Raw genomic sequence first — 25,559 nt, 5'->3', positions numbered from 1 at the left:
CGGGCCGAGAGCCTCCCCCAGCGGGAGGCCCGCAACTCGCGTTGCTCGTTTGGGCACCCGCAGGCTTCGGCCCGCTACAACTCTGCCACTTTAAATGCTTTTCCCGCGCGCTGACGGAAATCTTATCCAAACGCGCATCTCGCGTTTGGATGATTTCCTTCTCCAGCTGTCGCGCGCGGGTGAGCTTTGACCCGCCTGAAACTGCCCTCGGGCCGGGCAGGCCCCACGTCCCGTGGACGGGGAAATGCTCTCGCATTTCCACTGGCAGCCTCTACCCTACTCTGTCACCCGTTCGCTGTCCGTGCGCAGAAAATCCTAAAACTCCATAGAAAAGCGCCTTGAAGAAAATATATCTTCAAGGCGCTCGCTAAGCATTTTCCGAGAATCAGATGCTTCCGAAATAGGGCTCGCACATCGCAACGATCTCCTCCTGCCGATGCTGACCTGCAATCAGGTAGAGATTGTACAGCGTCCGCAAACGATCCAACGCCTCGTCTTCGACCAACGCTTTCTTAGCCCCCCGGAACCGGTCGTAATAGTCTACGTATTCGGTCAGAATCGTTGCCGCCTGCCGCGCCAGGGCATTCCCCTTGTCATACGCCCCCGCCTTGTAGTACGCCTCGACCAGATAAGGCACCATATCGTCCATCCTCAGCTGCTCCAGCGGCATCTCGCGCATCGCCCTGTCCAGCACCTCGACCGCACGCGTCGTATCGCCCTGCGCCGTCAGCGCGTTGGCCAGCCGGGCGAACGACGAACGCAGCTGCGACGCCGCAAAGGTATTCGTGACGAACGCATCCACATAGACCCGCGGATCGCCGACATTACCGTACCGATAACGATTCATCAGGTTGTCGTACAGCGTCTCCGTATCGATCCGTCCGATGCCGAACGAGCGTTCGATCGGCGACTTGATCGGCACCAGCCGGTAAGCCATCCCGTCCTGCTGGAGATAAGACCACGACTTGCCCTGCCCGTCATAGCGCACCAGCCCCCACTTCAGCAGATCGGCCGCCGAAGTGAAGTAGATCGGCCGCGTCCAGTCGTTCGAGGCCAGCAGGTCGAGGAAAACCATCTCGCCCGCCGAGAGCACCGATTTGTTCGGGCTGATCTCCAGATAGATCGTATCCTCGATCAGGTGCGCATCCTCCGGCCGGACGACACCGCTTTTGATCACATTTTCTTTATCGACAGGGACTGCGATCCGCCGTGCCGGAACGATATCCATCATCGTTCCGGCCCGATCGACCATCACCCGCGTCCGCGGATCGTTGCTGTTCACCACCGTCATCACCTCCTTCGCCGTCCACGGTGTGCCGTCCGGCTTGTCCACCTCGCGGATCAGGAACTGCCCCACCGCATCGCCATAGTATTTCTCGCGCAGCAGCGAATGCGGAATCGGTTCCGACTCGTTGGCCTTCATCCGCATCTGGTCGATGTACCAGTCGCCGCCGATGTACGACGAGTTCATCACCCGCACATCCGGCCGCACGTTTTCCACCTCCTGGTTGTACCACAGCGGGAAGGTGTCGTTATCCCCGTAGTCGATAATAATCCCGTCGGGCAGCACGCTCGTCAGGTAGTTATACCCCATGTCGCGCGCCACGTAGCGATGACTCCGGTCGTGGTCGTCCCAGTTCTGTACCGCCAGCACCGTCGGCACCGACGCGCAGAGCACGAATGCCACCGCAGCCGCCACCCGGCCATTGGTCTTAAACGCCTTGCGGTGCAAGAGGTCGTACACCCACAGCACTCCCAGCCCGATCCAGATCGCGAAAGCGTAGAACGATCCGGCATAAGCATAGTCCCGCTCTCTGGGTTGCAGCGGCGTCTGGTTCAGGTAGAGGATAATGGCCAGCCCGGTCATAAAAAAGAGCAAGAAGACCACCAGAAAGTTCCGCCCGTCGCGTTTGAGCTGATAGAAGAAGCCGATCAGCCCCAAGATAAACGGCAGGAAATAGTAGTGGTTCCGCCCCCGGTTGGCCGCCACCTCCGACGGCAGATTGTCCTGCGGCCCGAGGTAGAGCTCGTCGAGCGGTCGGATGCCGCTCATCCAGTTTCCGTCGATGATCGAGTTGTTCTGAATGTCGCTCTGCCGCCCCACGAAGTTCCAGAGGAAGTACCGCCAGTACATGTTGTTGAGCTGGTAGGCGAAGAAGAACTTGAGGTTCTCGCCGAAGGTCGGCACGGTCACCATGGTGCCGTCCTCGGCCCGGACTTTCCGCCCTTTGATATCGGCCCATCGTTTGTACTCCTGCACATGGCTCGCCTCTGTGCTGTACATGCGCGGGAAGAGCATTCCGGCATTGCCGTCGTACTCGTAGCCCACGACCCTCTCCACCGGTTTATAGCGCCCGTTTTCGTCCACGAAATAGGACGAACTGAACTCCGTTCCGACCCGCGGTGTAGCGTAGCTTTCACCGTAAATCAGCGGCCGGCTGCCGTACTGTTCCCGGTTGAGGAACGAGAGCAGCGAATAGGGGTCGCTCGGGTTGTTGCTGTTCATCGGGGGGTTGATCCCGGCGCGGATCAGCACGATGCCGTAGGTCGAGATCCCGACGATCACCATGGCCGTGGAGAGCAGGATGGTATTCCACCCCGCCTGTCCGCGCTGCTGCGTCCGCCACACACCCCAGCCGAGGCCGCACAGCAAGAGCACCACGAACGTCACGAGTCCGCTATTGATTCCTAACCCGAAGCCGTTCACGAAGATCCGGTCGACGAACGCCCCGATCGAGACCACCGTAGGGGTCAGGATATAGAACGCTCCGGTCAGGAGCACCGAGACGACGCCCGGTTTCCACAGGTCGGCCTTCGGCCTGCCCGGGAATTTCTTGAAGTAGTAGATGAAGACAATGGCCGGAATCGCCAGCAGGTTCAGGATATGGGCCCCCACGGAGAGCCCCATCAGATAGGCGATGAGCACCAGCCACCGATTGCTCCCGGGCCGGTCGGCGACGTTCTCCCACTTGAGGATGGCCCAGAACACGACGGCCGTAAAGAGCGACGACAAGGCATACACCTCTGCTTCGACCGCCGAGAACCAGAAGGTGTCGGTCCAGGTATATGCCAACGATCCGATCGCCGCTGCCCCGATTACAGCCCAGCTCTGGCCGTCGGTGAGTTCACTCTCTTCCTTGCGGTACATCCGCCGCCCGAGGTGGGCGATGCTCCAGAAGAGGAAAGCGATCGTAAAGCCGCTCTCCAGCGCGGACAAGGCATTGATCGCGGCCGCCACGCGGGTCGGATCGCCGGCGAAGATCGCTCCCAACCGGTTGATCAGGAAGAAGAAGGGCGTTCCCGGCGGGTGTCCCACTTCGAGTTTGTAACTGGTGGCGATAAACTCGCTGCAATCCCACAGGCTGGCGGTGGGCTCCATGGTCAGCAGGTAGGTGAGGCTGGCGATCGCGAAAACGATCCAGCCGCCCCACAGGCTGCGTTTACCAAAACTGCTCATTGACTCTCTCTTTTTCGAATGGGTGATTGGTATGCTATTTGAAGTGGCTAAGTTAATCTTTTTTTACCGATTCACTGACAGCCGATTTCCTTGACCATATATTTTCATTGCCCGGGAGGGTACTGTTCTCTTTGTGAACAAAGAGAACCAGAAAACCGACGCTGCCAGCGAGAGCAATGCAAACAAAGTTTGCCAATTGCTGAGCGGCGAGGAGGAAGGCGAAGCCAAACTTTAGAGGATGCTCACGCATCCTAAAGCTGCCGGCAGCCCAAATCCCGGACTATTTGTTGGGTTGGGATTTTCAGGCGCGGCGCGCTAATATGAGGCAGATAACCCAAGCGCGCCCGCCGAAAACCCAACTCAACAGACTCTCGAAAACTGAGGACTGCGGAGCCTGAGGAGTAGCGTAGCTAACTAAAAGTCTTTTGGGTACCTTTTCTTCAGAAAAGGTACGGTTCCGTCCGGCTCTAAGAATAGAAATGGCAATAAATGATTAACTTCGAAACGTTAAAAAGAGCAAATTCTTATTTTATGAAAACATGGATTTTTACGGCGCTACTGGTTATGGCCAGCGCCGCAACCGCACACGCCCTCGTTCCGCAGCAGCAGGACAATGCAAAAACCACCGCATCCCAACCCGCCTTCGCCGACTTCGAAGGCCAGGACATGAAAGGCCGGACAGTGAAATTGTCGGACTACGTGGGGCGTGGGAAATACGTGCTGGTGGATTTCTGGGCCTCGTGGTGCGGGCCGTGCCGCAAGGAGACCCCCGTGATCGCGCAAGCCTATGAGAAATACAAGGACAAAGGGTTGGAAGTGCTGGGGCTTTTCGTGGCAGACAAGCCCGAGAACCTGAGCAAAGCCGTGAAAGAGTTGAACATCACCTGGCCGCAGATGATCGACACGAACAATGCCGCAGGGAGGTTATACGGAGTGCGGGGAATTCCCCACATCGTGCTGTTCGGGCCCGACGGGAAGATCGTGGCACGCGGGCTACGCGGGGAGGCCATCGACCGGACGCTGTCCGAATACCTGAAATAGTCCACCGGACGGAAACAAGACGGAACGGGTTCCTGAATCGGCCGCGAAGGTCGATTCAGGAACCCGTCTGTTTTCAGGCCTGTCAAAAGATTTCGGAGAGGATACGCAGCGAATTGACGTTATAGATCGCGTCGGTATGATAGCCGTAGAGGTCGATCAGCCGTTCCAGCAGCGCCACCCGCTGCTCGCGCGCCAGTCCGACCGCTCCGAGCTCCTCCGGCCGACAAGCGTCGAGGGTGTGGAACAGCGCCGCCTCGGCCGGCGGCATCACCAGCGTGTGGGCCGGCGGCTCGGCCGTGTAGAGCCCGTTCCGGTAGTCCAGCGAGTAGCCCGGGGCATAGGTGTCCCGCGGGGCATACCCCATGTACTCGGTCAGCCGCACGAGGAACCAGAGGTGGAAATTGGCCACCCCCTCCTCCATGTCGTCCAGCTCGGTGATGGCCTCCTCGACGAAGCGGTAGAGCCCCGGATCGGGCTCATCGTCCTGGATCAGCCGGTAGAGCAGTTCGGAAAGAAACAGAGCGATCGAGCTCTTGACGATGTCGAACGGGATATGGCTCAGCGCCACCCCCAGCTGGGGCTGTTCGATGTTGTGCATCTCGCTGCGCCCCGCCCAGGCGTCGAAATCGAGGATGAAGAGCGGCTGGAAGAATCCCCTCGTTCCGTTCTGCGCCGAGAGTTTGGCCACGTAGCTCCGCCGGCCGTAAGCCGCCGTAAAGATGCGGACGATCAGTTTGCGGTCGCCGTACTTCATGGCATGGAGCACGATGCCGCGCGCCTTGTAACGGCCGCGCGGCACGGCCGCTTTCTGTCCCTTGCGCGGCAGCGGCGGAGCAGGCACGTTGGGCGGGAATGCGCGGGGAGTCTCTTCGGTCATCGGTTTTCGTTTCGGTTAAGATGGGTTGCGTCCGGCGTGGAGAGGGTTATCGCCGGTCTTCGTCGATGCGCGACAAGAGGTACTGTCCGTACGGATTCTTGGCCATCGGAGCCGCAATCTCCCGCAGCCGTTCGGCCGTAATCCACCCTTTGCGGTAGGCGATCGCCTCCAGACAAGCCACCTTGAGCCCCTGCCGTTTTTCGATCACCTCGATAAAGGTCGAGGCCTCGCTCAGCGAGTCGTGCGTTCCGGTGTCGAGCCAGGCGAATCCCCGGCCGAGCAGCTGCACCTTCAGTTCGCTGTCCTGCAGAAACCGCTCGTTGACCGTGGTGATCTCCAGCTCGCCCCGGGCCGAGGGTTTAATCCGTTTCGCCACGTCCACCACCCGGTTGGGATAGAAGTAGAGCCCCACCACCGCATAATTGGATTTCGGATTTTTCGGTTTCTCCTCCAGCGTCTCGGCATTGCCCTCGGCGTCGAACGAGACCACGCCGTACCGCTCCGGATCGCTCACCCGATAGCCGAAAATCGTCGCTTTCGGGGCCGTCGGATGTTCGGCCGCCGCCACCGCCTCGTGCAGCATCTCCGAGAAGCGCTGCCCGAAGAAGATATTGTCGCCCAGCACCAGACAAACCGCATCCGAGCCGATAAACCGTTCGCCGATGATGAAAGCCTGCGCCAGCCCGTCCGGCGAGGGCTGTTCGGCGTATTCGAACCGCACGCCGTAGTCCGACCCGTCGCCCAGCAGCCTGCGGAACCCCGGCAGGTCGTGCGGGGTCGAGATAATCAGAATCTCCCGGATCCCGGCCAGCATCAGCACCGAGATCGGGTAATAAATCATCGGTTTGTCATAGATGGGGAGCATCTGCTTGCTCACCCCTTTGGTGATCGGATAGAGGCGCGTGCCGGAGCCTCCGGCGAGTACGATACCTTTCATCGGGTCTGTGCGGTTTTGATACTTCGCACAAAGGTACGGTTTATTTCGGTGGGTTGCGCACCCGTCCGGCCCGATCCGCAACTACCGGTCGGCCCGGCCGCGCCCCTCGTACCAGTCGATAAAGGCGCGGTTCACCAGCCGGTTGCCTCCCGGCGTGGGATAATCGCCCGAGAAGTACCAGTCTCCCGAGTGATTCGGACAGGCCCGGTGAAGATTTTCGATCGACTGGTAGACCACCTCCACGGGCGACGGGCAGTCGGGAGGCGTAATCATACGGGCGATCCGGTCGGCGATCTCGCGGTCGGTGAACGGCTCGTAGATCCGTCTGACGTGGTTTACGATCCGCTCCTTCGGCAACCCCTCCTGAGCCCGGCAGGCGGCGTAGACCTCGTCGATGCGTCCGGACATCCCCCGTTCGTGCAGCAGCTCGATGGCTGCGTTGAAGGCGATGAACTCGCCCATGCTCGACATGTCGATCCCGTAGCAGTCGGGGTAGCGGATCTGGGGCGAGCTGGAGAGGATGACGATCTTCCGGGGCCGCTGCCGGCTCAGGATGTGGACGATGCTGCGGCGCAGGGTCGTGCCGCGGACGATGCTGTCGTCGATCACCACGGCGGTGTCCACCCCCGGGCGGATCGTGCCGTAGGTCGTGTCGTAGACGTGCGCCGCGAGATCGTCGCGGCTGGCATCCTCGGCGATGAAAGTCCGCAGCTTGATGTCCTTCAAGGCCAATTTCTCGCGCCGCACGCGCATCGCCATGATATCGGTGATCTCGGCCTCGGTCAGCGTGGCCCGCGCGGCCAGCAGGGCGTGGCACTTCCGGCGGTTGAACTCCTCTTCGAGCCCCTCGACCATCCCCATATAGGCCACCTCGGCGGTGTTCGGGATGAACGAGAAGACGGTGTGGGCGAAATCGGCATCGACCCGCTCCAGCACCTCGGGCACCAACAGCCGGCCCAGCTCTTTGCGTTCGCGGTAGATGTCGCGGTCGCTGCCGCGCGAGAAGTAGATACGCTCGAAGGAGCAGGGGGTCGGCCGTTCCGCCTTCCGGATGCGAACCATGCGCCGTTCGCCGGTTTTGGTGACGATCAGCGCCTCGCCGGGCTCCAGCTCGGCGACCTGCTCGGTCTCGATGTCGAACGTGGTTTGCAGCACCGGCCGTTCGGAAGCGACCGCGACCACCTCGTCCGAGACGTAATAGAACGCCGGCCGAATCCCGTGCGGATCGCGCAGGGCGAAGAGGTCGCCGCTACCGGTCTGCCCGCAGATCACATAGCCGCCGTCCCACAGTTCGGAGGCCTCGCCGAGGATGCGGGCGAGGTCGATATGCGTCTCGATCGCCTCGTTCAGGGCCGCACCGGCCAGCCCCTGCTCTTTGTAATGCCGATACTGGCGGTCGACCTCGCTGTCGAGCAGGTAGCCGAGCTGTTCGAGCATGATGAAGGTGTCGGCATTGTGGCGGGGGTGCTGGCCGCGGGCGACGATGTGGTCGAAAATTTCGTCCACGTTGGTGAGGTTGAAGTTCCCGGCCAGCGCGAGGTTGCGGCACCGCCAGTTGTTCCGCCTCAGGAACGGATGGGTGTACGAAATGCCCGACCGTCCGGTGGTGCTGTACCGCAGGTGGCCCATATAGACCTCTCCGAGGAAGGGTTCGAGTTCGGGGTGGGCCTCCCGGTCGCGCCGGACGGCGTCGAAGAGCTCCTGAATGGCTCCCGCTCCGACGGCGCGTTCGCGGAAAATATACTCCTCGCCGGGGGCGGCATGCAGCTTCACGGAGGCGATGCCGGCCCCCTCTTGTCCGCGGTTGTGCTGCTTCTCCATCAGCAGGTAGAGTTTGTTCAGCCCCCACCACCGGGTGCCGTAGCGCTGTTCGTAATGATCGAGGGGCTTCAACAGCCGCACCATCGCAATGCCACATTCGTGTTTGATGCTGTCGCTCATCTGGTCTGTTTTTATCTGGTCGTTTTTCGGTGTATGCTCCCGCCGGATACGACAAGAGGACATAGCGCAGTCGATGCAGCAGCTATGTCCTCTTGCCGAGACGTGTCGTATGTGCACGCTCCGCAGCCTGTCGCGGCTCCGGAACGAAGTATCGCCCCTCCGATTCGATGCGGTCGATGTCGTCGGTCCGGCGCATCGCGACGACGGATGCCCCCGAGAGGAGAGCATTCCGCAAAACGGACGATATGGCAGCCATTCGAATCATAAGGGTAACAGCAAAGATACGGATTTTCCGCTCCGTTTCTCCCTGTTCCCTGCGAATTCCCCGGCCCCGCCCCCGGCCGGCCGGGAGGGCTACCTCGGATTCCCCAAAATATTGAACTGTTCCATCACCTCCGGCCGATGCCGCTTGCTCACCGGAATCCGGTGCTGTCCGATATAGAGCGTATTGCCGATAAAGGCGTCGATGCGGTCTACATTCACGATGTAGGAGCGGTGGACTCGCTGGAAAAAGACAGCGCTCAGTTTGGGCGTGATCTCGGCCAGGGTGAACGACAGCGTCAGGTAGCGGCCGCCCTCCAGATAGAGGTGGCAGTAACTGCCCGAGGCCTCGACGAACAGGATGGCCGTGAAGTCGATCTTCCGGAACCGCTCTTTCTCCTTGATAAAGATGGAGTGCGGCGAACGTTTCGCCGGCGCCTCGTCCGACAGGCTCCGAGCGGCAATCATCGTCCGGGAGCCCGGCAGACCCGGCTCCGGAAACTGTAAACTTTTACGAAGAGGATGATAAAATTTTCCCATAACATAAAGTAAGGTAAAAATGACCGTATTCGTCGCTGGAATTGAGAAACCGGCACGCAAACGCCAACTCTTTTCAACCGGTGGAACGAATCGGTTTGCGAATCCCGTCTGCGGGTTTGTCACCGGATTTCCCCCTCCGGCCCTCTTCGCGCCGGAGAGCCCGACGCGGGTCTTCCGTAAAATGTTATCTTTGCAAAACCGTATCGGTACCTTTTTCAACCGAAAATCATGACACAGGAAACGACTGCCCCAAAAACGAACACCCCCCAAGAGATCGATCTGCTGGCCCTGCTCCGCCAGGTGTGGAGCGCGCGGCGACGGATCGTGAAATACACCGTGATCGGTGCCGTGGCCGGCCTCATCATCGGGTTCAGCATTCCGAAAAGCTACGTCACGACGATCAAGCTCGCTCCGGAGAGCAAAAACGGCTCTCAGGGCGGAGGCGGCATGGCCGGGCTGGCGGCTATGGCCGGGATCAACCTGAACCAGGGCGCAGGAAACGACGGGATTACGACTGCCATCTTCCCGGAAATCGTCCAGAGTACGCCGTTCCTGCTGGAGTTCGCCGAAATTCCGGTCACGCTCTCGGCTCCGAAGGGTGAAACGGGTGTACAGATGTCCCTGTTCGACTATGTGACGGAACACCAGAAACAGGCGTGGTGGAAATACGTGACCTCTTTCCCGGGAAAGGCGATCGGCTGGGTGACCTCGATCGGACGGGATCGGGAAGAGGAGACCGTTCCGGCATTGGATTCGGTCGATCTGTTCTTTTTGCCGGCACCTTACAAGGCTTTCGTGGGGGCTCTGAACCAGATGCTGCAGGTCGAAGAGGACAAAAAGTCCTCGATGCTGGAGGTGAAAGTAACGATGCAGGATCCGCTGGTGGCGGCAGTGGTGGCGGACTCGCTGGTGACGAAGCTCCAGCGGTACATGACGGTCTACCGGACACAAAAGACCCGCAACGATCTGGAACAGACCATCCGTCAGAATACCGAGGCGAGAATCCGGTACTACGACGCGGAAGACCGGCTGGTGGCGGCGGTAGACCAGAACCGGACGATCAGTTCGGAAGCGCTCCGGACGCGGATCGAACGGCTGCGCAACGAGCGCGACATCGCTTATAACGTGTACAACCAGACGGCGTCGCAGGTGGAGGTAACGAAGATCAAGCTGCAGGAGGAGACGCCGATCGCGACGGTCGTCGAACCGGCGATCGTTTCGGATCGTCCGGCATCGCCGAACAAGATGTTGTTTTTCATCGGCTTCGCCTTTCTGGGGGGATTCATCGCCGTGGGGGTCGTGGTCGTGAAGTCGCTGCTCGTCTCGGCTTCGGAGGCGAGAACTGATACTGATCCTAACTCTGCGGAGCTTCAGGCGTAAACAGGCAGTTTGTACTGTTAGTATAAAGCGAAGGCTTTACCCTTGAAGACGGGGCGGACGTATGACCGTGTCCGGTTTACGATCCGGCTCAAGGCGGGGTTGTACAAGTCGCCGAAACAGAATTTACTTTCCCAATTATATCTAAAACGATACAATGAAGCTTTGGAATACGCAAAAGAGAATTACAAAGTAGCTCCAGATAATAGTTATCATATAACAGCATGTTTTCAATGCTTATTGTGTAAGCACAATCGTTCCAAAGACGATGAGAGAATAATGCACCAACTAATAGAACATGTTAAAGAAAGCTTCATCATCCCAGATAAAGAAGAAGTGGAAACAGGAATGGCTCTTCTTTGGAAAGTACGTACACCAGGACAAGACCGCACTCAGTTATATAACGAGATTAAAACTATACAAAAAAATATCCTGGACATAAATACATCCAAGATATTGCATCGAATTGTTTAAGCTCTCTTAATAAATAATAGTTCAAGATAACTTTAAGTGAAGTGTTTCTTGGTAAATTATCTTGAACAGGACAAATGCTAATACTAAAAAGCCTTTCTTGAAAGAGAGAAAATAATTTAAACTCGTTATTTATCTTATATTAAATAGATTAAGGGTATTACATTCATCTTATACCCTGTTACTCTTTTAATTTTTCGTGTAACCTTTCACATCCGTAATAGTCCAAAACATAAATGGGAAACGCGCTAAGAACAGACACGTGAGGACATGCTTGATCAATATGCTTGTTTTTCTGTTTGGAAAATATATCCTGTTGTGAACAAAGATCCTGCGGAAAGTCAAAGACATCGTGAACAAGATCGTTCATCTTGCATAGATGTGCCGTAATCAATTCCTTCCAAGTAGAAGGCGTATACTTATTGATGTTGGATAATTGAGGGTTGCTGGTTTCGGTCACAATCTTTTTATAGTGAGGCTCTTTCAAACAAGTCTCTTTGTCGGCACAAGCATTTAAGTTGGGACAATTGCCGCGCTTGCATTTTACCGTCAACTCCTTGAAACTCTCCAGGACGGTATAATGGCGCAAAGCTTCGACCATCGGATAACTGATATAGAGTTTCCCGTTTTCGGTTTCGTTGTCGAAAACAGAGAGCATTTCCCGGATCTTATCGTCATCGGCCTTTGTCGCATGAGCGTCGTAGTCGAAAAACAGATATACCTCTGCGAAACTATCGCGGGGATGATTTTCCAGTACCTGTTTATTGTCTACTCTGTCCTGAAGCAAGGTTACAATATCATGAACCAGCTCATCCTCTTTTATGCTTTCGTATAACTGGTATATCTCGGCACCGTATACGCATTCTATGGTATGACCGGCATCTAAGAAATGTTGCTTCAGGCTACGAACGAAGTTATCCTCAGTCTTTGCGCCTTCGAATACGAAGAGGGTCAAACCTTTATCAGAGGTTGAAGGCATTGGCTCTGTATATTTTTTCGATATTATGTCCGAATCGCAGCTCTTTGTCCGTACACTCGTTCAAAGGTTTTATCGTATTGTTCCGGAGTATGAAATTACAATCGGGACGCAATAATTCGTTCGTCATCAGATAGGTATTGTGAGAGGAGGTAAAGACCTGGCAGTCCAACCGGAAAAGGCGTTTGCAGATTTCGAAAGCGAGTTTGAAGTGATAAAATGCGTCAAATTCGTCGATAAAGACAAATGAGGCGTTCTTTATCTTTTGCCTCCAGAAATACAGTAAATATAAAGCCTCCGTACCGGTCGAAGCGATTGTATGGAACGGTATGGAATGCTCTTTAACTTGACAGAATATCACTTTTTCTCCTGGCTTGGGTTTGGCAAAATGGAACCTCTGCCCGCTCACCTCTTTCAGAAAAGTTGCGAAATCATTCAGCAGGTTATTCGTAATGATAAACTGATCGATGTTGTCGGTCGGAGCCGGGTCCAATCCAATGAACTCTCTGGTATCAAGATGTCGGAACCAAAGCATGGAATCGACAAACTGCTTTAATCGGATCAAATAATGATCCTTTGCAAGAGGATATGATATCAGTAGAAAATTGACGATCGATACGTTATTGGCGTTATTATTACTTAAATTCTTTTTGGCCATTGGGGTCATCGGGAATTGTTGGCCATTGATCTGAACCCTCTTCCCTTTTCGCTCAAATACCATTTCATCGTCTACATACAGAAATTCCGCAACCAGAATCCCTAATGCATTCTTGGAATAAGTATACCGAACCTTTGTCCGTTCGAATCGAAACTCGTATTCGAAATCGACCACACTCTCCGGACTACCTGCATGGATGAAATTCATGTAATAATCAGGCTTTTTCCAATTCGGAGATAAGTGGTTTACAATATCGAACAAGGCTAAACTGAAGTTGGTTTTCCCGGATCCATTCGGCCCGTACAGAATCCCATTTTTAATGATGCCGTTTTTAATGACATGCGGGTTAAATTCATAATTGGCCGGATTGGACAAATCCCACTCGATACGGTCTGCAAACCCCCGATAATGCGTTACGGCAAATTTCACAAGCATAGCCTCAATATTTAAGCTTTCTACAAAGATACAGAATTTCTCACTTACTGTAAAAAAATTACGGAATGAGATGACATAAAGTATTTGGTTCTTGGGCGGGATTTATTTCTTATATTTATCTGTCGCATTTTTAACTAAGAAAGCATAGATGTCTATTCCGAAACTAATTCATTTTTGTTGGCTCAGCGGCGAGGAGTGGCCTTTAAGAGTCGAACAGTGTATGGCCTCGTGGAAGCGCCATTTGGTCGATTATGAGATTGCTATTTGGGATCGGGAGAGTTTCGATGTCGAGTCGGTGCCTTATGTCCGGGAGGCTTGTGCGGCGAGGCGATGGGCCTTTGCGGCCGATTATATCCGACTGTGGGCCTTGTATCATTACGGGGAATTTATCTCGATTTGGACAGTATCCTCTGCTTGACACAAAACTCAGCCAATGGTCGGTTTTTAATCAGGAGATCATATTTCTTCCTGCTACTATCCTGTAAGTATAACCTTAAACTTGTGTTTATGCTGTTAAATCCAGTGCCCTCTGACGGATCCGGAATATTGGAGTCGGATACAGGATTCGAAAACCAGACGATCTTTTAGCCAGCAGACCGAGGCGTTTTGCTCGATTTTTGCTATATTTGTATAGCAAAGAATGAGGGCTATGATTTTCAGCGACTGGCGACAGAAAAGCAAAGGTTTGCAGGTTTCCAAAACGCTGTTGTGGGAGTACGACCTGACGCGTTTCGACTGGCAACGGTGCAGGGTCATCGTCATGCAACGGGTGGTGGAACGGGGAACCATGGAGGACTTTTATGCCGCTATCCGGCTCTACGGCGGAATCGCCAAAGTCCGGGAGATTATCAAAGAGATTCCGACACTATCCGATATCGATATGAATTTCGTCTGCTCGGTGTTCGGACTCAAAAAAGAGCAACTGAGATGTTACACGAGGAGACTGTCGAGAGAACGACTCTTGAACTCTTAATCGTCTTAATGCACGATCCTGAACTGGCAAACTTCAATCTTGCCGGCGGAACTGCGCTAGCCTTGTATGTCGGACACCGAAAAAGCATCGATCTCGATTTGTTCACGGCCGGAAGCTCTCTCGATGCGAACAACTTCCTCGGTCGCCCGGCCCAAAAACACACCGAAGGGGAAAAAGAACATACCGAGATTATAACCGATTTTCCGGGAAGGGAAACGGAACTTTCTCGGAGTATGACACTCTTTTAAGATAATTGAACATTAGGTAACAAAAGGGAATAGGGTCGGTAAACGCTTCACGAAACTTGACCAGCCCCGCACTACTCGATCAAGTTCCGCGAAATTCCCGGTTTACTCTTTCATTGCAAATTTCTCATTGTTGATCCGCCCCTTAAAGACCTTAAGCGTCGTATCGAGTATATCCCGCTCAACTGCTTTCATATAAGCAGCCATTCGGGCAAAGTCTATCTCGCCCTGATCAGTAGCAGGCAAATAGATGCGACTTTTTCTCAACCTTGTAAGTGTTGCTCCATAACTGCCCCAACTGAACCGTTCTACAAGTTTTTTTATCGCGACAATCAAAAACATCGCATTATATCGGTCTAATTCAGCGTGTCTAATGATTTGTATATTCTGCCCTGTATAAAATGAGGTAGGTTGATAGAATACCGTTTGTGTATCCAGTCCAATAGTAATCACATTACCTTCATCCATTTTATAGCGTAACGGCTGCTCTGTTACAAAGATATCCATTCCATTGTTCAAATCAGACCGAGTGATATATGGAATATGACCTTGGAGAGAGATGAGTTTATTCTTGTCTATGCCGCTATTGGTGGATTGAATAGAAAATTCCTCACCAAAAACAAATTCTTTCCAGTTAGAGCTGAGTAGGTTACCCCCCATACATCTTTGATTATCAGTTTTTTGCATAATTTTTCTATCGTGGGTTTCAAAATCTGTTGTTCTTTCTGCCTCATAAATGAAGACATAAACTGAAAATCTATCTCTTCATTCACATTAACCGGTAAGTATATTTTGTCTTTTTTTATTCTATCCAATGAAGCCATATGCCCATAACTATATTTAGTTGCAGTAGTTTGGGTGATAGCTTTAGAGATAAAAAGTGCAACATACCTATCCAGAGAAAAATTCCTCGCGTAAAGAAGAATGACCGATGACCCAGCTCCGCCACGCCCTAAAAAATTATATGGATGATAATAACAACTTCCATCTACGGGACTAATCGAGAGACAGTTGCCATTATCAAGGATCTCGCTATTTTTAGGGATACAGAATTTTGTAACCCCATTATTTATAGCACCTGACGCGATAAATGGTATTTCTCCATCGTTGTAATCATCCTCCTTTCGGCTTATTGGACGTTTTGCATCAAATAGATCACCAATAACAAATTTTCGCCAATTTTTATTGTCCAATGTAAGGTTAACCATTGCAATTTCCCTCCTTCTCTTCAAACAGATACCCCCGTCCGTGCGTGATCATGTTGAACTCAAAGGTCAGATAATCCGCCATCGTCTGCTCGAAATCCTTTTCCGACGGTATCTCGTCATTGAAATAGTAGAACGCATGCAGCCATTCGTCTTCCGCTTCGATGGTCGTTTCCACACAGAACTTCGTCTCCGCCTCGATCCGACCGAACCACACATCCAGCAGGTGCTGCCGTTTGTCTTTTGCACTCGCCGTCTCCTCCAAACCGACGTGTTTGCTCACCACAAATCCGTCATCTTCAAAATTGACGAATTTACACCGATGGTTCGGATCATGCGGCACCCCGGCCGTGAAAACAGCAATACATGGATTGGTCCCGACCCCGTAAAAGGTATTTTTATTGAGCGTAATCACCCCCTCCAAGGTGTGATGTTTCAGAATATTGTTCTTGATAGCCTGTTCCTCGCGGCTCTTGCCCGTAACGGAAGATTGAGGGATGATGACAATAGCCCTCGCCCCTTCCGTCAAAGAGTCGAGCAGATGTTCCGTAAAGCTGATCTCGTACAAATCGGGATTCGCCTTGGACCCCTGCGAATAGGGCGGGTTCATCATCCCCACAGTGCACCCCTTCAGTTGCAGTTTCTTGGGGTTCTGCCCCAGAAAGTCCATATTATGCAGGTTGCTTTTGCCGTCGCCTCGCAAGATCATATTGGTGGTCGCAATCGTAAACATATAGGATTGCAGCTCGATGCCGAACAATTGGTCCCGTTTGATGCTTCTTCGCTGCGCTTCGTCTTCGGTCATCCGGACCATCTTGTGCATGGCGGCGATCAGGAAACCGGCCGTACCGCAACACGGGTCCAGCACTTTATCCGTCGGGCCGAGTTGCGCCAACTCGCAGAACAATTCGGTCACATGTTTCGGCGTCAGCACAATCCCCAACGTTTGCCCGTCACCGCCAGAGTAGGACATGAACTCCCCGTAAAACCGCCCCAAATAGTCCTCGGCCGAATTGTGGTACCGGATATTCTTGTATATGCTATTGTAGAGAAATTCCGTATAATGCCTCAGAGGCGTTTTGCCTAACGTCGCCTCTATCTCGTTGATTTTCGTGGTATCTTTGATGACCGAGAATTGGCTGAGCAACTTATCGCGTTTGGTGTCAGGCGTAACATTGACCCTCGCCAGATTGCTCTTGATGGCTTCACAAATCTTTTGTCCGTCGGTTTTAATGGAATCGCCGACGAGAGACTCAATAGAGAATGTTTTGTACTCGATCTCCCGCAGAGCGAGCATAATCCCCGATACCACCAACGGCTTTTGCTCGGTGGTCAGATTCCCGTAATTGCGCAGGTCGTTATGCAGCTTTTCGGCCTCTTTAAGGATCTCGGCCGTTGTCTTTTCCACATCCGTCTCTTCGCGTAATACCTCTTTCAGATAATACTCGTCAATATTGGTCTCATTGAAAGAGATGAATGTCTCCACATCGGGCAACTCCTGGTAATCGCCCCGCTCGTTAACGAACACCGGAGTAATCCTATGATGCTTCTCGTTGCCCGACACGCCGAAAGCCAGCACTTTGTTATATGACGTATGAGTCGCCAGATGAAAAGCATAGTACAAAGCTCCATTCACGGCATACTCCTTGACCGCTTTGACCTCCTGCGACAACAAATCGTTCGCATCTCTGCAAACGTGCCGATTCAGTGCAGCCTTATCTTCGATGACCAGCAGGAAATCTTTGACCACCCCGCAATACTCGGGAAAGCCGGCACAGCCTGTTTTTGATTTAGATGCAGTCTTTAAAGCTTCCACAATCTCCTTTATATCACACCCTTGCGGAGTCAAATAAATACCAGCCTCCTGCAACAATCCATAAACCCAAAGATCTGTTTTAACCTCTTTTTTCGCCATTTGGTGAAATTTCTTACATCATCTCTTCTTAGCGTGTAAAAATAAGAAAAGTAGGTGAATTAAGTCCGACCAGGCATAAATTCAGAGACTCGACCGGAGAACGCACCCACTATCATAGAGTATCATTTAACAGTTCGTTTGTCGCCCGCGTGCCCCTTTTTGTACCGCCCCATCACAAGGCGCACCGCAAGTTTTTTGCGCCATCGGCCCGGAAATGTTTTGCAAAAATAAAATCAGACTTTATTTTTGCACGAAGCAAACCACCACCGATCCATGATTCACAGAACCTTGACCGACAAGCTGCGGCAGCTCGCTACAAAATACCCCTTTGTGACCATCACCGGCCCCAGGCAGTCCGGCAAATCGACCCTTGCCGAGATGACCTTTCCGGACTATCACCGCGTCTCGCTGGAAGACTTGGACAACCGCGCCTTCGCCGCCGAAGATCCCCGCGGATTCATCGCCACCTACCCCGCCCGGACCATCATCGACGAGGTGCAACGCGTCCCGAGCCTGCTCTCCTATCTCCAGACCCATGCCGACCACGAACGGCAGACCGGCATGTACATCCTCACTGGGTCGCAAAACACCGAACTGATGGAGGCCGTCGATCAGTCGCTGGCCGGGCGCGTCGGGATTCTGACCCTGCTGCCTTTTTCGCATGAGGAGATGCGCGCAGCAGGGATCGCTCCGACAACCATCGACGCCGAAATCTTCAACGGCGCCTATCCGCGCCTATACGACCGGCAGATCGAACCGACCGACTACTATCCGAACTACATCAAGACCTACATCGAACACGACGTGCGGCAGATGAAGGCGATCGGAGACCTGTCGAAATTCCGCCGACTCATCAAGCTGTGCGCCGGACGGATCGGCCAACTGCTCAACAAGGCTTCTCTGGCCGTCGAGTGCGGCGTAACGGCGCCGACCGTCGATGCGTGGCTTTCGATCCTGGAGGAGAGCTACATTCTCTACTTCCTGCGGCCCGACCACAACAATTTCGCCAAGCGGCTCGTCAAGTCGCCCAAACTCTACTTTTACGACACGGGGCTGGCCTGCTCGCTGCTCGAAATCCGCCACGTCGACCAGCTCGACACCCATTATCTGCGGGGCGGTCTGTTCGAGAACCTGGTGATCAACGAGTTTCTCAAACGCGATTATAACCGGGGCTTGGAACCGTCGCTCTCCTTCTGGCGCGACAGCGCCGGCCACGAGGTCGATCTGCTTCGCCGGGAGGCTGGCCGGACGGAGGCTTACGAAATCAAATCCGGAGCGACCTTTTCGAAAAGCTATTTTACCGGTCTGGACTATTGGGGCCGCCTGTCGGGCGCCGGTGCGGAGGATCGGGCGGTCCTACGGCGGCGACCGGTCGATGCGTACCTCCTCCGGCGAGGTGAAGGCCTGGGAGGAGATGTAAAACCATCTTCGGTTAAATACAAACCGACTGCATAATACTAATCTACATAACCGACCTCTTCCCTACCCCGTCTGTGAAGTTCCTCCTCGGCGCGTCTCCCCCCTCGCGCCGCTTTTGCGTCGCCCTCGCCGAAGACGGCGACCCTATGGGCCGCAAAAGCTCGGCTCAAATTACAGTCCAAAGCACCGCCCCGTGTCCGCCTCACTGCGGCTCCGCTATCGCTCCGCCGCCCTACGCGTTTGCCGTCGCCCGCTGGGATTTCATCTCGATTTTGCTCACCGCAAAACGAGTGAAATTCCTCTTTAAGCGGGGCGGGCGACTTGTCAACAGGAGGGTACTGCGCTCGGGCCGCGGTGGGCAATTGGCCGCCTCTACCCCAACAGGATGGAACTGCCCTGCGCGGGCGGCGGCCGGCTATAAGGCAAAGAGAACCCTAATAAAACGCCCGATGGGCGCCCCGGCGGGACAGAGCGAAACTGCGTTGCGCTGCGGCTGTGTCGGCCCAAATCTTCGCACCGTTCTCTGTTCACGCACCTTACGCTCTGCAAGGCTCAAGCTACAACTGCGCTCAGGCCGCGCGGGCCCCACGGAGAGTCTCTACCCCAAACCAGCAACCTCGCGCCCGGGCTACAAAAAACGGGCGGACTTTCCGAGGAAGTCCGCCCGCAATCGGCGATGCCGATAAATAGGCTCTCAAAAACTACTTGATCCGTTCATAGTACTCCCGCGTCCGGGTGTCGACCCGGATCCGCTCGCCGGTATTGATGAACAGCGGGACTTTGATCGTCGCCCCCGTCTCGACAGTAGCCGGTTTCAGCGCATTCGACGATGCGGTGTCCCCCTTGAGCCCCGGCTCGGTATAGGTCACCTCCATCTCTACCAGCTGCGGCAGTTCGGCCGAGAGCACTGTCTCCTTTTCCGTGTGGAACATCACCTCCACGATCTCCCCCTCTTTCATCAGGTCGGCATTCTCGATCATCTTCTTGTCGATCACGATCTGTTCGAACGTCTCGGTGTGCATGAAGTTCGCCCCCATATCGTCCTCATAGAGATACTGATACGGCCGGCGTTCCACCCGAACCGGTTCGATCGGCGCACCGGCCGTGAACGTATTGTCGATCGTCCGGCCGTTTTCCAGATTCTTGAGCTTGGTGCGGACGAAAGCCGGCCCCTTGCCCGGTTTCACGTGCTGGAAGTCGATGATCTGACACGTTTTGCCGTTCAGCTCGATGCACATCCCGATTTTGATATCTGCGGTTGTTGCCATATTGTGGTTTAAGTGTTAAGATAATCCGTTTTGTATAGCGGAGCACGCAAAGGTACGAAAAAGCCGGGGTTTACGCAAACAGGGGACGCACCCACTCGACCGCGAAGGCCCAGGCGACGAACCGGGCGGTCTTTCCGATCAGCATGAAGAGAGCCACCTGCCAGACATTCGTCCGATAGAATCCCAGCGCAAGGGCGAACAGGTCGCCCACGAACGGCAGCCACGACAGAAAAGCCAGCCAGGCTCCGTAGCGATCGACGCGGGATTTCTGCCGTTCGAGGGTCTCGCGCCTGACCTTGAACCACTTTTCGATCCACTGCCACCGGCCGCCGCGTCCCATCCAATAGGAGATCATCCCGCCGGCCCAGTTGCCGAGCGAAGCCACGACCACCGTCCAGACGACATTCCCTCCGGCGGCCAGCATCCCGACCAGCAGGAAATCCGAGCTGAACGGCAGAATGGTCGCAGCGAGCAGCGCCCCAATAAACAGCCCCGCGTACCCTAAATCCAACAACCACTCCATAATCGTCCCGTCAAAACGTTTACCGCTCCCACGGCAAAAACTTTCCCTCATCCGCCGTTTGCCGGAAAATCGGGCGGTCGGCATTCAACCGCTCCCCATTCAAGACCCGTTCGTAACAAGCGACATACCCGGCCGCCATCCGATCGGCCGAGAACATCTCCCGCGCATAATCGTGACACATCGGGCGGGAATAGCCATCCGCCTCCGAAGCCGCACGCCTCAACTCCGGGCAGCCGGCAGAGAGGAACCCCACCTCCGGCGGCACCAACTCCGGCAAAGAGCCGTATGGGGTGCCGAAAACCGGCGAACCGAAATAGAGGCTCTCGATCAGCGCCAATCCGAAAGGCTCGTGCCACCGAACCGGAAATATCAGCCCTTTACTGCCCGAAAGCCACCGCAATTTCTCCTCGCCGCCCACCATCCCGACAAACCGGATCTTCGGCGAAAAGGTGAACCGCATCCCCATCTTAAAATTGAAACGATGTCCGCCCAACACGACCAGCCGGCCGCCGGTCATGCCCCGCACAACGTCGATCGCTCCCCGCACGTTCTTCACCCGCCAGGCCGCATTCCCCAGAAAATGGTAATAGGAGCGCGCATTCCGCAAATCGGGCGTTCCGTATTCGTCCCACTCCAACCCATTGTAGACGAATGTCTCCGAACCGTGGCGGGCAGCATGGTTCCGCGAAAGAAAGACCGTATTGAACGGCAACTCGCGCCCGGCTCCGCTGTTTGTATGTTCGGTATAGACGAACGGAGTCCCCTCGGTCAACTCTCCGTAGAGCGGCTGATGCAGATGAACGAGGTCGACACCTTCCGGAATCTGGGTCCCGAGCGGGCGTGCGGGATCGTACACCCGCACCGGAGCGAAATCGCACACCGAACCGGCTTCCGCCAGATAGGTCACCCGATGGCCCTGCCGCAACAAAGCTTTGCCCAACCCCCAAACCACCCGCTGCGTTCCGCCGTACTTCAGGGCCGGGATCGTGCCGGTCGTAAAGATCAGAATATGCATAAAAACAACTGTTATTCGAGCCGTTCGATGGTCAGCCCGGGCAGCGACTGCATGAACTGGAACAGCAGCGTGTCCTCGCTCCGGCTCCGCGTCTTGACCACCATCGTCACCCGGTACAGCGTCCCCTCGCCGACCGTCTCGTGGGTCGCTTCGTAGCTCATCAGATGATACCCCTGTTCGTGGATATGCACCAATATCCGCCTCAGGTTCTGCTCGTCGGAGGTCGAAAAGACCACCAGCGAAGAGTGGATCCCGACCGTTTTGAAAATCAGCGTCGAAAGTTCGAGTCCGGCCAGCGTCAGCACCATCGCGGCAATCCCCACGGCATACATCCCGCCGCCCACCGCCAGCCCGATGCCGGCCGTCGCCCACAATCCCGCCGCCGTGGTCAGCCCCCGCACGAACTGTTTGTGGATCAGGATCGATCCGGCCCCGATGAACCCGATTCCGGTCACCACCTGAGCCGCGATCCGTCCCGGGTCGCTCCGCGGGTCGGCCGCAAAGGCGTAGATGGAGACGATCATGAACAGGGCGCTTCCCAGCGCGACCAGAAAATGGGTGCGCAGACCCGCCTCCTTGGCGCGGAGCTCCCGGTCAAACCCGACAATGGCTCCCAGCAGCGCGGCGATGGTCAACCGCAAAACGAATGTCCAGATCATCTCTCCATCATTTTTAAAGTTCGATGCCCCTGCACCGCAGGCCCGCCCGCTCGATCGCCTCCAGCACCCGCGGCAGGGCGTAATAGAGGTTGCGCGAGGCCTTCACCGAGTCGTGGAAGACCACGATCGACCCCTCGTGCAGGTGGCGCGTCACATTCCGCACGCACGCCTCCGGCGAGACCGTCCGCGCATAGTCGCGGCTCAGCACGTCCCACATGATGATGTGATACCGTTCCGAGATGCGCCGGATCTGGCTCCGCGTGATGCGTCCGTAGGGCGGCCGGTAGAGGTTCGTCCGGATCAGGCCGTTGGCCAGGTCGGCATCCTCGATGTAGCGCCCCGCCGGATTGCCCCACCCTTTGATGTGGCTGTAGGAGTGGTTCCCCACGGCATGCCCCCGGGCCTTGATCTTGCGAAAGATCTCGGGATGCTGGTCGACATTCTTGCCCAGACAGAAAAAGGTCGCTTTGGCCCCATATTTGTCCAGTGTATCGAGCACCCACTGGGTCACCTCGGGCGTCGGCCCGTCGTCGAAAGTCAGGAAGATCGTTCCCGACTCCCGAAAGTTCCAGTTCAGCTCCGGGAACAGACGTTTGATGAATTTCGGCGGCCGGAAATACATGTGTGTCCGTTGAGAAAGGTTGAATACTCACAAAGATAGGAGAATATTCGTTACATTTGTCCGGCGGCGGCCGCGGAAGGCGGCGGGGCCGCTGTTTTCCCATCCAAACCCGTTGCTTTATGAAAAAACTGACCTGGATACTGGCTTCCCTCGTCGCCGCAGTCGGCACGGGCTGTCACTCGTCGGACCCGGTGAAGGCCCCTTCGTCGGGCCGGGCCTACGAACTCTTCGTCGTCGCTCCCGCCGAGCTGTGGGAGGGGGCGGCGGGCGACACCGTGCGGGCGATCTTCTCGCAAGAGGTCGAACGGATCAACCAGCCCGAACCGCTCTTCGACCTGCTGAGCGTCCCGCCGGCGAATTTCCAGAAGACCGTCTCGCGCCACCGGAACATCCTGATTCTGCGGACGGGGGCGCAGTACGAGCGGTCGGATATGACGGCTGCGTATGATGTCTATTCGGCGCCGCAGCTGCAGGTGACCGTCACCTCGCCGTCGGCCGACTCGATGGCGGCTTTTCTGCACACCTACGGCCGGGAGCTGGAGCAATTCTACGAAATCGTCGAGCGCAACCGTTTCGTGGCACAGGCCCGCAAACACCGCGATCCGGAGATCGGAGCCCTGATCCGCGAAAAATTCGGTTTCGAGATGAGCATCCCGACGAACTACCGGGTGCGGCTCGACACGACCGATTTCCTGTGGGTCTCCTACGAGCTGCCGCTGGCGAGCGTCGGCTTCCTGATCTACACCTACCCGGCGGACTCGACGGTGACGGATGCCACGACGGGGTGGCTCGTCGCGGCGCGGAACGGTGCGGTGCGGCAGGTGCCGGGGCCGTCGAAGGGGAGCTACATGTCCACTTCGACGATCATCCCGCCGGATCGGAAGCTCCTGACGGTGGAGGGCCGGCAATGGACGCAGCTGCGCGGTTTCTGGGACGTGAAGGGGGATTTCATGGGGGGGCCGTTCATCAACTACACGACCTACGACGGGGCTACGGGACGGATGGTGGCGATCGACGGGTATGTCTACTCGCCGTCGCCGAACAACCAGGTGCCGATGCGGAACTATATCCGTCAGGTGGAGGCGATTTTCCGGACGGTACGGATTCCTGAATAACAGTCTCTCGATTTTTTCGCTGAACAAGATGGACACTTTCCTTTTCGACCGCATCATCATCGGGCCGATCCACAGCCGGCGGCTCGGGTCGTCGCTGGGGGTCAACCTGCTGCTTCCGAACTCCAAACTGTGCAACTTCAACTGCATCTATTGCGAATGCGGGTGGAACGGGGCGCACGGCACGGGCGGCTTCAACCCGGCGGAACGGGTCGTCGCGGCGCTGGAACACCGGCTGGCGGAGATGGCGGAGGCGCAGGAGCTGCCGGACGTCATTACTTTCGCAGGGAACGGCGAGCCGACGATGCACCCGGATTTCGGACGGATCATCGACGCGACGTTGAGGCTGCGGGATCGCTATGCGCCGCAGACGCGGGTGGCGGTGCTGAGCAATGCCACGATGATCGACCGGCCGGCGGTGCGGGAGGCGCTGCTGCGGGTGGACCGGAATATCCTGAAACTGGATTCGGCGGTCGACGAGACGGTGCGACGGATCAACCAGCCGCAGAACGGCCGCACGGTGGCGGAGACGATCGACCTGCTGGGGGGATTCGAGGGCCGGTTAGTGGTTCAGACGATGTTGCTGCGGGGAGATTACGGCGGTCATCGGATCGACAACACGACGCAGGAGGAGGTGGAGGCTTACATCGGTGCGCTGGGCCGGATCCGGCCGGCAGAGGTGATGCTCTACACGATCGACCGCAACACACCTGCGGACGGTCTGGAGAAGGTTTCGTTCGAGGAGATGGAGGCGATTGCGACCCGTCTGCGGGAGGCATTCCCCGGTCTGGTCGTCTCGGTGGCGAGGTAGTCGGCAGTAGAGGCTGCCAGTTGGGGTAGACCCGGCCAGTTTTCGAGTGCCGAGCGGCACCGTTTATTCCGAGAGGCAACGCAACTGAAAACCGTGGCCGCGATAGTGCGCGGCGCTGGTATAAAGGGCCTGAGTGCGGAAATCTAAATATCTTACTGTGATATCACCTGTTACCGGCGTATACGACCAACTGTACCCGAGGTAGCCAATGCCGCTCAGATCGCCCGTATCCCGATGGCGATAGCCCGGGGCGGGGTGATGCGGGGCGAAGCCTGCGGGTTTATGGAACGTTGCTTTTAGTCTGTCGTGTTCGGGCTGCGCGCTCCGGGGGTGGGCCACAGGCCCAGCGCGCAAGCCCGGCGATTCTGCGAATCGCACTACTCGCTCTTCGCCCCGTGTTCGCCTCACTGCGGCTCCGCTTTCGCTCCGCCGGTACCTTCGGGCACTCCGAAATAGGTCGACTCTACCCTACGCGCGCCTTGGAAAATCCAGTCAAAACACACAAGTGCATTTTGACGATTTCCCTTTTAAGGCGACGGCGCGCGGTGGGTTCGAGGGTACTGCGCTCGGGCCGCGCAGGCCCCGCTTAAGTAAGGCAGTGATAACCCTAGTAAAAGCCCCTGTGGGGCCCCACGGTGAGCAAATGGCTGTGTCAGCCCAAATTTTCGAACAGTTCTTTTTCCGTGCGCCTTGGGAAATCCAGTCAAAACACGCAAGCGAGTTTTGACGATTTCCCTCTTAAGGCGTGGCGCGCGGGCTTGTCAATGCTTGTTTCAGTCGCCCGCGGCAATTCTTGCCGGATTGGCTCACCGCCAATCGGC

General features: G+C 55.9%; 25 protein-coding genes and 1 pseudogene. 9 read left to right on the top strand and 17 right to left on the bottom strand.

The features are described from left to right. Positions 1-385 precede the first annotated feature (385 nt). Complete coding sequence (locus tag QZ292_RS04380; protein WP_294598352.1) at positions 386-3,457, bottom strand: DUF2723 domain-containing protein; 3,072 nt, start codon at positions 3,455-3,457, stop codon at positions 386-388. A 642-nt stretch (positions 3,458-4,099) separates the two neighbouring features. On the opposite strand from QZ292_RS04380, the pseudogene QZ292_RS04375 reads away from it, so the two are divergent. After that, positions 4,100-4,498: pseudogene (locus tag QZ292_RS04375) on the top strand (TlpA disulfide reductase family protein); the annotation flags it as partial. Between the two features lie 82 nt (positions 4,499-4,580). Here QZ292_RS04375 and recO read toward each other — a convergent pair. The 5 genes from recO to QZ292_RS04350 all read right to left on the bottom strand — a co-directional run bounded on the left by recO (position 4,581) and on the right by QZ292_RS04350 (position 9,054). Continuing rightward, entirely contained in the window at positions 4,581-5,375 is a 795-nt protein-coding gene (gene recO, locus QZ292_RS04370) for a DNA repair protein RecO (protein WP_294598349.1), read from the bottom strand. A gap of 46 nt (positions 5,376-5,421) precedes the next feature. After that, positions 5,422-6,312, bottom strand: a complete 891-nt coding sequence (gene rfbA / locus QZ292_RS04365) for a glucose-1-phosphate thymidylyltransferase RfbA (RefSeq protein WP_294598346.1) — start codon at positions 6,310-6,312, stop codon at positions 5,422-5,424. Positions 6,313-6,393: 81 nt separating this feature from the next. Beyond that, the gene (locus tag QZ292_RS04360) at positions 6,394-8,253 is read right to left on the bottom strand and encodes an amidophosphoribosyltransferase (RefSeq protein ID WP_294598358.1); all 1,860 of its coding nucleotides are present in this window, start codon (positions 8,251-8,253) and stop codon (positions 6,394-6,396) included. A gap of 82 nt (positions 8,254-8,335) precedes the next feature. Beyond that, on the bottom strand, positions 8,336-8,509 hold the full coding sequence (locus QZ292_RS04355) for a hypothetical protein (protein WP_294598344.1): 174 nt from the start codon (positions 8,507-8,509) through the stop codon (positions 8,336-8,338). A gap of 98 nt (positions 8,510-8,607) precedes the next feature. Next, entirely contained in the window at positions 8,608-9,054 is a 447-nt protein-coding gene (locus QZ292_RS04350) for a LytTR family DNA-binding domain-containing protein (RefSeq protein ID WP_294598340.1), read from the bottom strand. 228 nt (positions 9,055-9,282) lie between these two features. On the opposite strand from QZ292_RS04350, the gene QZ292_RS04345 reads away from it, so the two are divergent. Further along, positions 9,283-10,434 carry a Wzz/FepE/Etk N-terminal domain-containing protein gene (locus QZ292_RS04345; protein ID WP_294598337.1) on the top strand — a complete coding sequence of 384 codons (1,152 nt, stop codon included), beginning with the start codon at positions 9,283-9,285 and terminating at the stop codon, positions 10,432-10,434. A 162-nt stretch (positions 10,435-10,596) separates the two neighbouring features. Continuing rightward, complete coding sequence (locus tag QZ292_RS04340) at positions 10,597-10,905, top strand: hypothetical protein (protein WP_294598334.1); 309 nt, start codon at positions 10,597-10,599, stop codon at positions 10,903-10,905. Positions 10,906-11,083: 178 nt separating this feature from the next. Here QZ292_RS04340 and QZ292_RS04335 read toward each other — a convergent pair whose 3' ends face one another. Together QZ292_RS04335 and QZ292_RS04330 are read right to left on the bottom strand one after the other, a co-directional pair. Further along, the gene (locus QZ292_RS04335; RefSeq protein ID WP_294598331.1) at positions 11,084-11,881 is read right to left on the bottom strand and encodes a hypothetical protein; all 798 of its coding nucleotides are present in this window, start codon (positions 11,879-11,881) and stop codon (positions 11,084-11,086) included. After that, the gene (locus tag QZ292_RS04330; RefSeq protein ID WP_294598328.1) at positions 11,865-12,971 is read right to left on the bottom strand and encodes an AAA family ATPase; all 1,107 of its coding nucleotides are present in this window, start codon (positions 12,969-12,971) and stop codon (positions 11,865-11,867) included. The genes QZ292_RS04335 and QZ292_RS04330 overlap by 17 nt, the downstream gene beginning before the upstream one ends. A 148-nt stretch (positions 12,972-13,119) precedes the next feature. On the opposite strand from QZ292_RS04330, the gene QZ292_RS04325 reads away from it, so the two are divergent. The 3 genes from QZ292_RS04325 to QZ292_RS04315 all read left to right on the top strand — a co-directional run bounded on the left by QZ292_RS04325 (position 13,120) and on the right by QZ292_RS04315 (position 14,192). Beyond that, complete coding sequence (locus QZ292_RS04325) at positions 13,120-13,389, top strand: glycosyltransferase (protein WP_363324058.1); 270 nt, start codon at positions 13,120-13,122, stop codon at positions 13,387-13,389. Positions 13,390-13,620: 231 nt separating this feature from the next. Next, positions 13,621-13,944, top strand: coding sequence for a hypothetical protein (locus QZ292_RS04320; RefSeq protein ID WP_294598355.1), 324 nt, complete (start codon positions 13,621-13,623; stop codon positions 13,942-13,944). A gap of 8 nt (positions 13,945-13,952) precedes the next feature. Beyond that, a complete protein-coding gene (locus tag QZ292_RS04315) occupies positions 13,953-14,192 on the top strand; it encodes a nucleotidyl transferase AbiEii/AbiGii toxin family protein (RefSeq protein ID WP_363324057.1) in 240 nt (79 codons plus the stop codon). A 102-nt stretch (positions 14,193-14,294) separates the two neighbouring features. Here QZ292_RS04315 and QZ292_RS04310 read toward each other — a convergent pair whose 3' ends face one another. From QZ292_RS04310 to QZ292_RS04300, 3 genes are read right to left on the bottom strand one after another with little or no spacing between them, the layout of a single operon-like run. Next, positions 14,295-14,849, bottom strand: coding sequence for a restriction endonuclease subunit S (locus QZ292_RS04310; RefSeq protein ID WP_294598320.1), 555 nt, complete (start codon positions 14,847-14,849; stop codon positions 14,295-14,297). Further along, complete coding sequence (locus QZ292_RS04305) at positions 14,765-15,397, bottom strand: restriction endonuclease subunit S (RefSeq protein ID WP_294598317.1); 633 nt, start codon at positions 15,395-15,397, stop codon at positions 14,765-14,767. Before QZ292_RS04305 ends, QZ292_RS04310 begins: the two co-directional genes overlap by 85 nt. Then, the gene (locus tag QZ292_RS04300) at positions 15,390-17,210 is read right to left on the bottom strand and encodes an N-6 DNA methylase (RefSeq protein ID WP_294598315.1); all 1,821 of its coding nucleotides are present in this window, start codon (positions 17,208-17,210) and stop codon (positions 15,390-15,392) included. Before QZ292_RS04300 ends, QZ292_RS04305 begins: the two co-directional genes overlap by 8 nt. Positions 17,211-17,582: 372 nt before the next feature. Here QZ292_RS04300 and QZ292_RS04295 point away from each other — a divergent pair, with 372 nt between their 5' ends. Continuing rightward, the gene (locus QZ292_RS04295) at positions 17,583-18,764 is read left to right on the top strand and encodes an ATP-binding protein (RefSeq protein WP_294598313.1); all 1,182 of its coding nucleotides are present in this window, start codon (positions 17,583-17,585) and stop codon (positions 18,762-18,764) included. Between the two features lie 665 nt (positions 18,765-19,429). On the opposite strand, the gene efp is transcribed toward QZ292_RS04295, so the two are convergent. The 5 genes from efp to QZ292_RS04270 form a co-directional block, all read right to left on the bottom strand. After that, positions 19,430-19,996: an elongation factor P gene (gene efp / locus QZ292_RS04290; RefSeq protein ID WP_294598311.1), complete on the bottom strand. Its 567-nt coding sequence runs from the start codon at positions 19,994-19,996 to the stop codon at positions 19,430-19,432. Between the two features lie 70 nt (positions 19,997-20,066). Then, positions 20,067-20,570, bottom strand: a complete 504-nt coding sequence (locus QZ292_RS04285; protein WP_294598309.1) for a YqaA family protein — start codon at positions 20,568-20,570, stop codon at positions 20,067-20,069. After that, positions 20,539-21,534, bottom strand: coding sequence for a glycosyltransferase (locus QZ292_RS04280; protein WP_294598307.1), 996 nt, complete (start codon positions 21,532-21,534; stop codon positions 20,539-20,541). Before QZ292_RS04280 ends, QZ292_RS04285 begins: the two co-directional genes overlap by 32 nt. A gap of 11 nt (positions 21,535-21,545) precedes the next feature. After that, positions 21,546-22,193 carry an MgtC/SapB family protein gene (locus QZ292_RS04275; RefSeq protein WP_294598304.1) on the bottom strand — a complete coding sequence of 216 codons (648 nt, stop codon included), beginning with the start codon at positions 22,191-22,193 and terminating at the stop codon, positions 21,546-21,548. Between the two features lie 13 nt (positions 22,194-22,206). Further along, a complete protein-coding gene (locus tag QZ292_RS04270) occupies positions 22,207-22,815 on the bottom strand; it encodes a polysaccharide deacetylase family protein (RefSeq protein ID WP_294598301.1) in 609 nt (202 codons plus the stop codon). A 119-nt stretch (positions 22,816-22,934) separates the two neighbouring features. On the opposite strand from QZ292_RS04270, the gene QZ292_RS04265 reads away from it, so the two are divergent. Beyond that, positions 22,935-23,930: a DUF4837 family protein gene (locus QZ292_RS04265; RefSeq protein WP_294598298.1), complete on the top strand. Its 996-nt coding sequence runs from the start codon at positions 22,935-22,937 to the stop codon at positions 23,928-23,930. 28 nt (positions 23,931-23,958) lie between these two features. After that, positions 23,959-24,738 (top strand): radical SAM protein, encoded by a 780-nt coding sequence (locus tag QZ292_RS04260; RefSeq protein ID WP_294598296.1) that lies wholly within the window; start codon positions 23,959-23,961, stop codon positions 24,736-24,738. A 63-nt stretch (positions 24,739-24,801) separates the two neighbouring features. On the opposite strand, the gene QZ292_RS04255 is transcribed toward QZ292_RS04260, so the two are convergent. After that, positions 24,802-25,092: a hypothetical protein gene (locus QZ292_RS04255; protein ID WP_294598294.1), complete on the bottom strand. Its 291-nt coding sequence runs from the start codon at positions 25,090-25,092 to the stop codon at positions 24,802-24,804. Positions 25,093-25,559: the final 467 nt, after the last annotated feature.

This window comes from uncultured Rikenella sp. (genome assembly GCF_910577125.1).
Classification (GTDB): domain Bacteria; phylum Bacteroidota; class Bacteroidia; order Bacteroidales; family Rikenellaceae; genus Rikenella.
The sequence above is the reverse complement of the archived record's forward strand: the minus strand, read 5'-3'. Positions and strand labels throughout refer to the sequence as shown.

Excerpts from the sequence above, each read along its gene's own strand:
- QZ292_RS04345 (WP_294598337.1), top strand. The coding sequence starts at position 9,283 with ATGACACAGGAAACGACTGCCCCAAAAACGAACACCCCCCAAGAGATC.
- QZ292_RS04350 (WP_294598340.1), bottom strand. The coding sequence starts at position 9,054 with ATGGGAAAATTTTATCATCCTCTTCGTAAAAGTTTACAGTTTCCGGAG.
- QZ292_RS04380 (WP_294598352.1), bottom strand. The coding sequence starts at position 3,457 with ATGAGCAGTTTTGGTAAACGCAGCCTGTGGGGCGGCTGGATCGTTTTC.
- QZ292_RS04315 (WP_363324057.1), top strand. The coding sequence starts at position 13,953 with ATGCACGATCCTGAACTGGCAAACTTCAATCTTGCCGGCGGAACTGCG.
- recO (WP_294598349.1), bottom strand. The coding sequence starts at position 5,375 with ATGACCGAAGAGACTCCCCGCGCATTCCCGCCCAACGTGCCTGCTCCG.
- QZ292_RS04360 (WP_294598358.1), bottom strand. The coding sequence starts at position 8,253 with ATGAGCGACAGCATCAAACACGAATGTGGCATTGCGATGGTGCGGCTG.
- QZ292_RS04285 (WP_294598309.1), bottom strand. The coding sequence starts at position 20,570 with ATGAGGGAAAGTTTTTGCCGTGGGAGCGGTAAACGTTTTGACGGGACG.
- QZ292_RS04260 (WP_294598296.1), top strand. The coding sequence starts at position 23,959 with ATGGACACTTTCCTTTTCGACCGCATCATCATCGGGCCGATCCACAGC.
- QZ292_RS04275 (WP_294598304.1), bottom strand. The coding sequence starts at position 22,193 with ATGATCTGGACATTCGTTTTGCGGTTGACCATCGCCGCGCTGCTGGGA.
- QZ292_RS04280 (WP_294598307.1), bottom strand. The coding sequence starts at position 21,534 with ATGCATATTCTGATCTTTACGACCGGCACGATCCCGGCCCTGAAGTAC.
- QZ292_RS04330 (WP_294598328.1), bottom strand. The coding sequence starts at position 12,971 with ATGCTTGTGAAATTTGCCGTAACGCATTATCGGGGGTTTGCAGACCGT.
- rfbA (WP_294598346.1), bottom strand. The coding sequence starts at position 6,312 with ATGAAAGGTATCGTACTCGCCGGAGGCTCCGGCACGCGCCTCTATCCG.
- QZ292_RS04295 (WP_294598313.1), top strand. The coding sequence starts at position 17,583 with ATGATTCACAGAACCTTGACCGACAAGCTGCGGCAGCTCGCTACAAAA.
- QZ292_RS04270 (WP_294598301.1), bottom strand. The coding sequence starts at position 22,815 with ATGTATTTCCGGCCGCCGAAATTCATCAAACGTCTGTTCCCGGAGCTG.
- QZ292_RS04305 (WP_294598317.1), bottom strand. The coding sequence starts at position 15,397 with ATGGTTAACCTTACATTGGACAATAAAAATTGGCGAAAATTTGTTATT.
- efp (WP_294598311.1), bottom strand. The coding sequence starts at position 19,996 with ATGGCAACAACCGCAGATATCAAAATCGGGATGTGCATCGAGCTGAAC.
- QZ292_RS04265 (WP_294598298.1), top strand. The coding sequence starts at position 22,935 with ATGAAAAAACTGACCTGGATACTGGCTTCCCTCGTCGCCGCAGTCGGC.
- QZ292_RS04320 (WP_294598355.1), top strand. The coding sequence starts at position 13,621 with ATGATTTTCAGCGACTGGCGACAGAAAAGCAAAGGTTTGCAGGTTTCC.
- QZ292_RS04310 (WP_294598320.1), bottom strand. The coding sequence starts at position 14,849 with ATGGGGGGTAACCTACTCAGCTCTAACTGGAAAGAATTTGTTTTTGGT.
- QZ292_RS04335 (WP_294598331.1), bottom strand. The coding sequence starts at position 11,881 with ATGCCTTCAACCTCTGATAAAGGTTTGACCCTCTTCGTATTCGAAGGC.
- QZ292_RS04355 (WP_294598344.1), bottom strand. The coding sequence starts at position 8,509 with ATGGCTGCCATATCGTCCGTTTTGCGGAATGCTCTCCTCTCGGGGGCA.
- QZ292_RS04325 (WP_363324058.1), top strand. The coding sequence starts at position 13,120 with ATGTCTATTCCGAAACTAATTCATTTTTGTTGGCTCAGCGGCGAGGAG.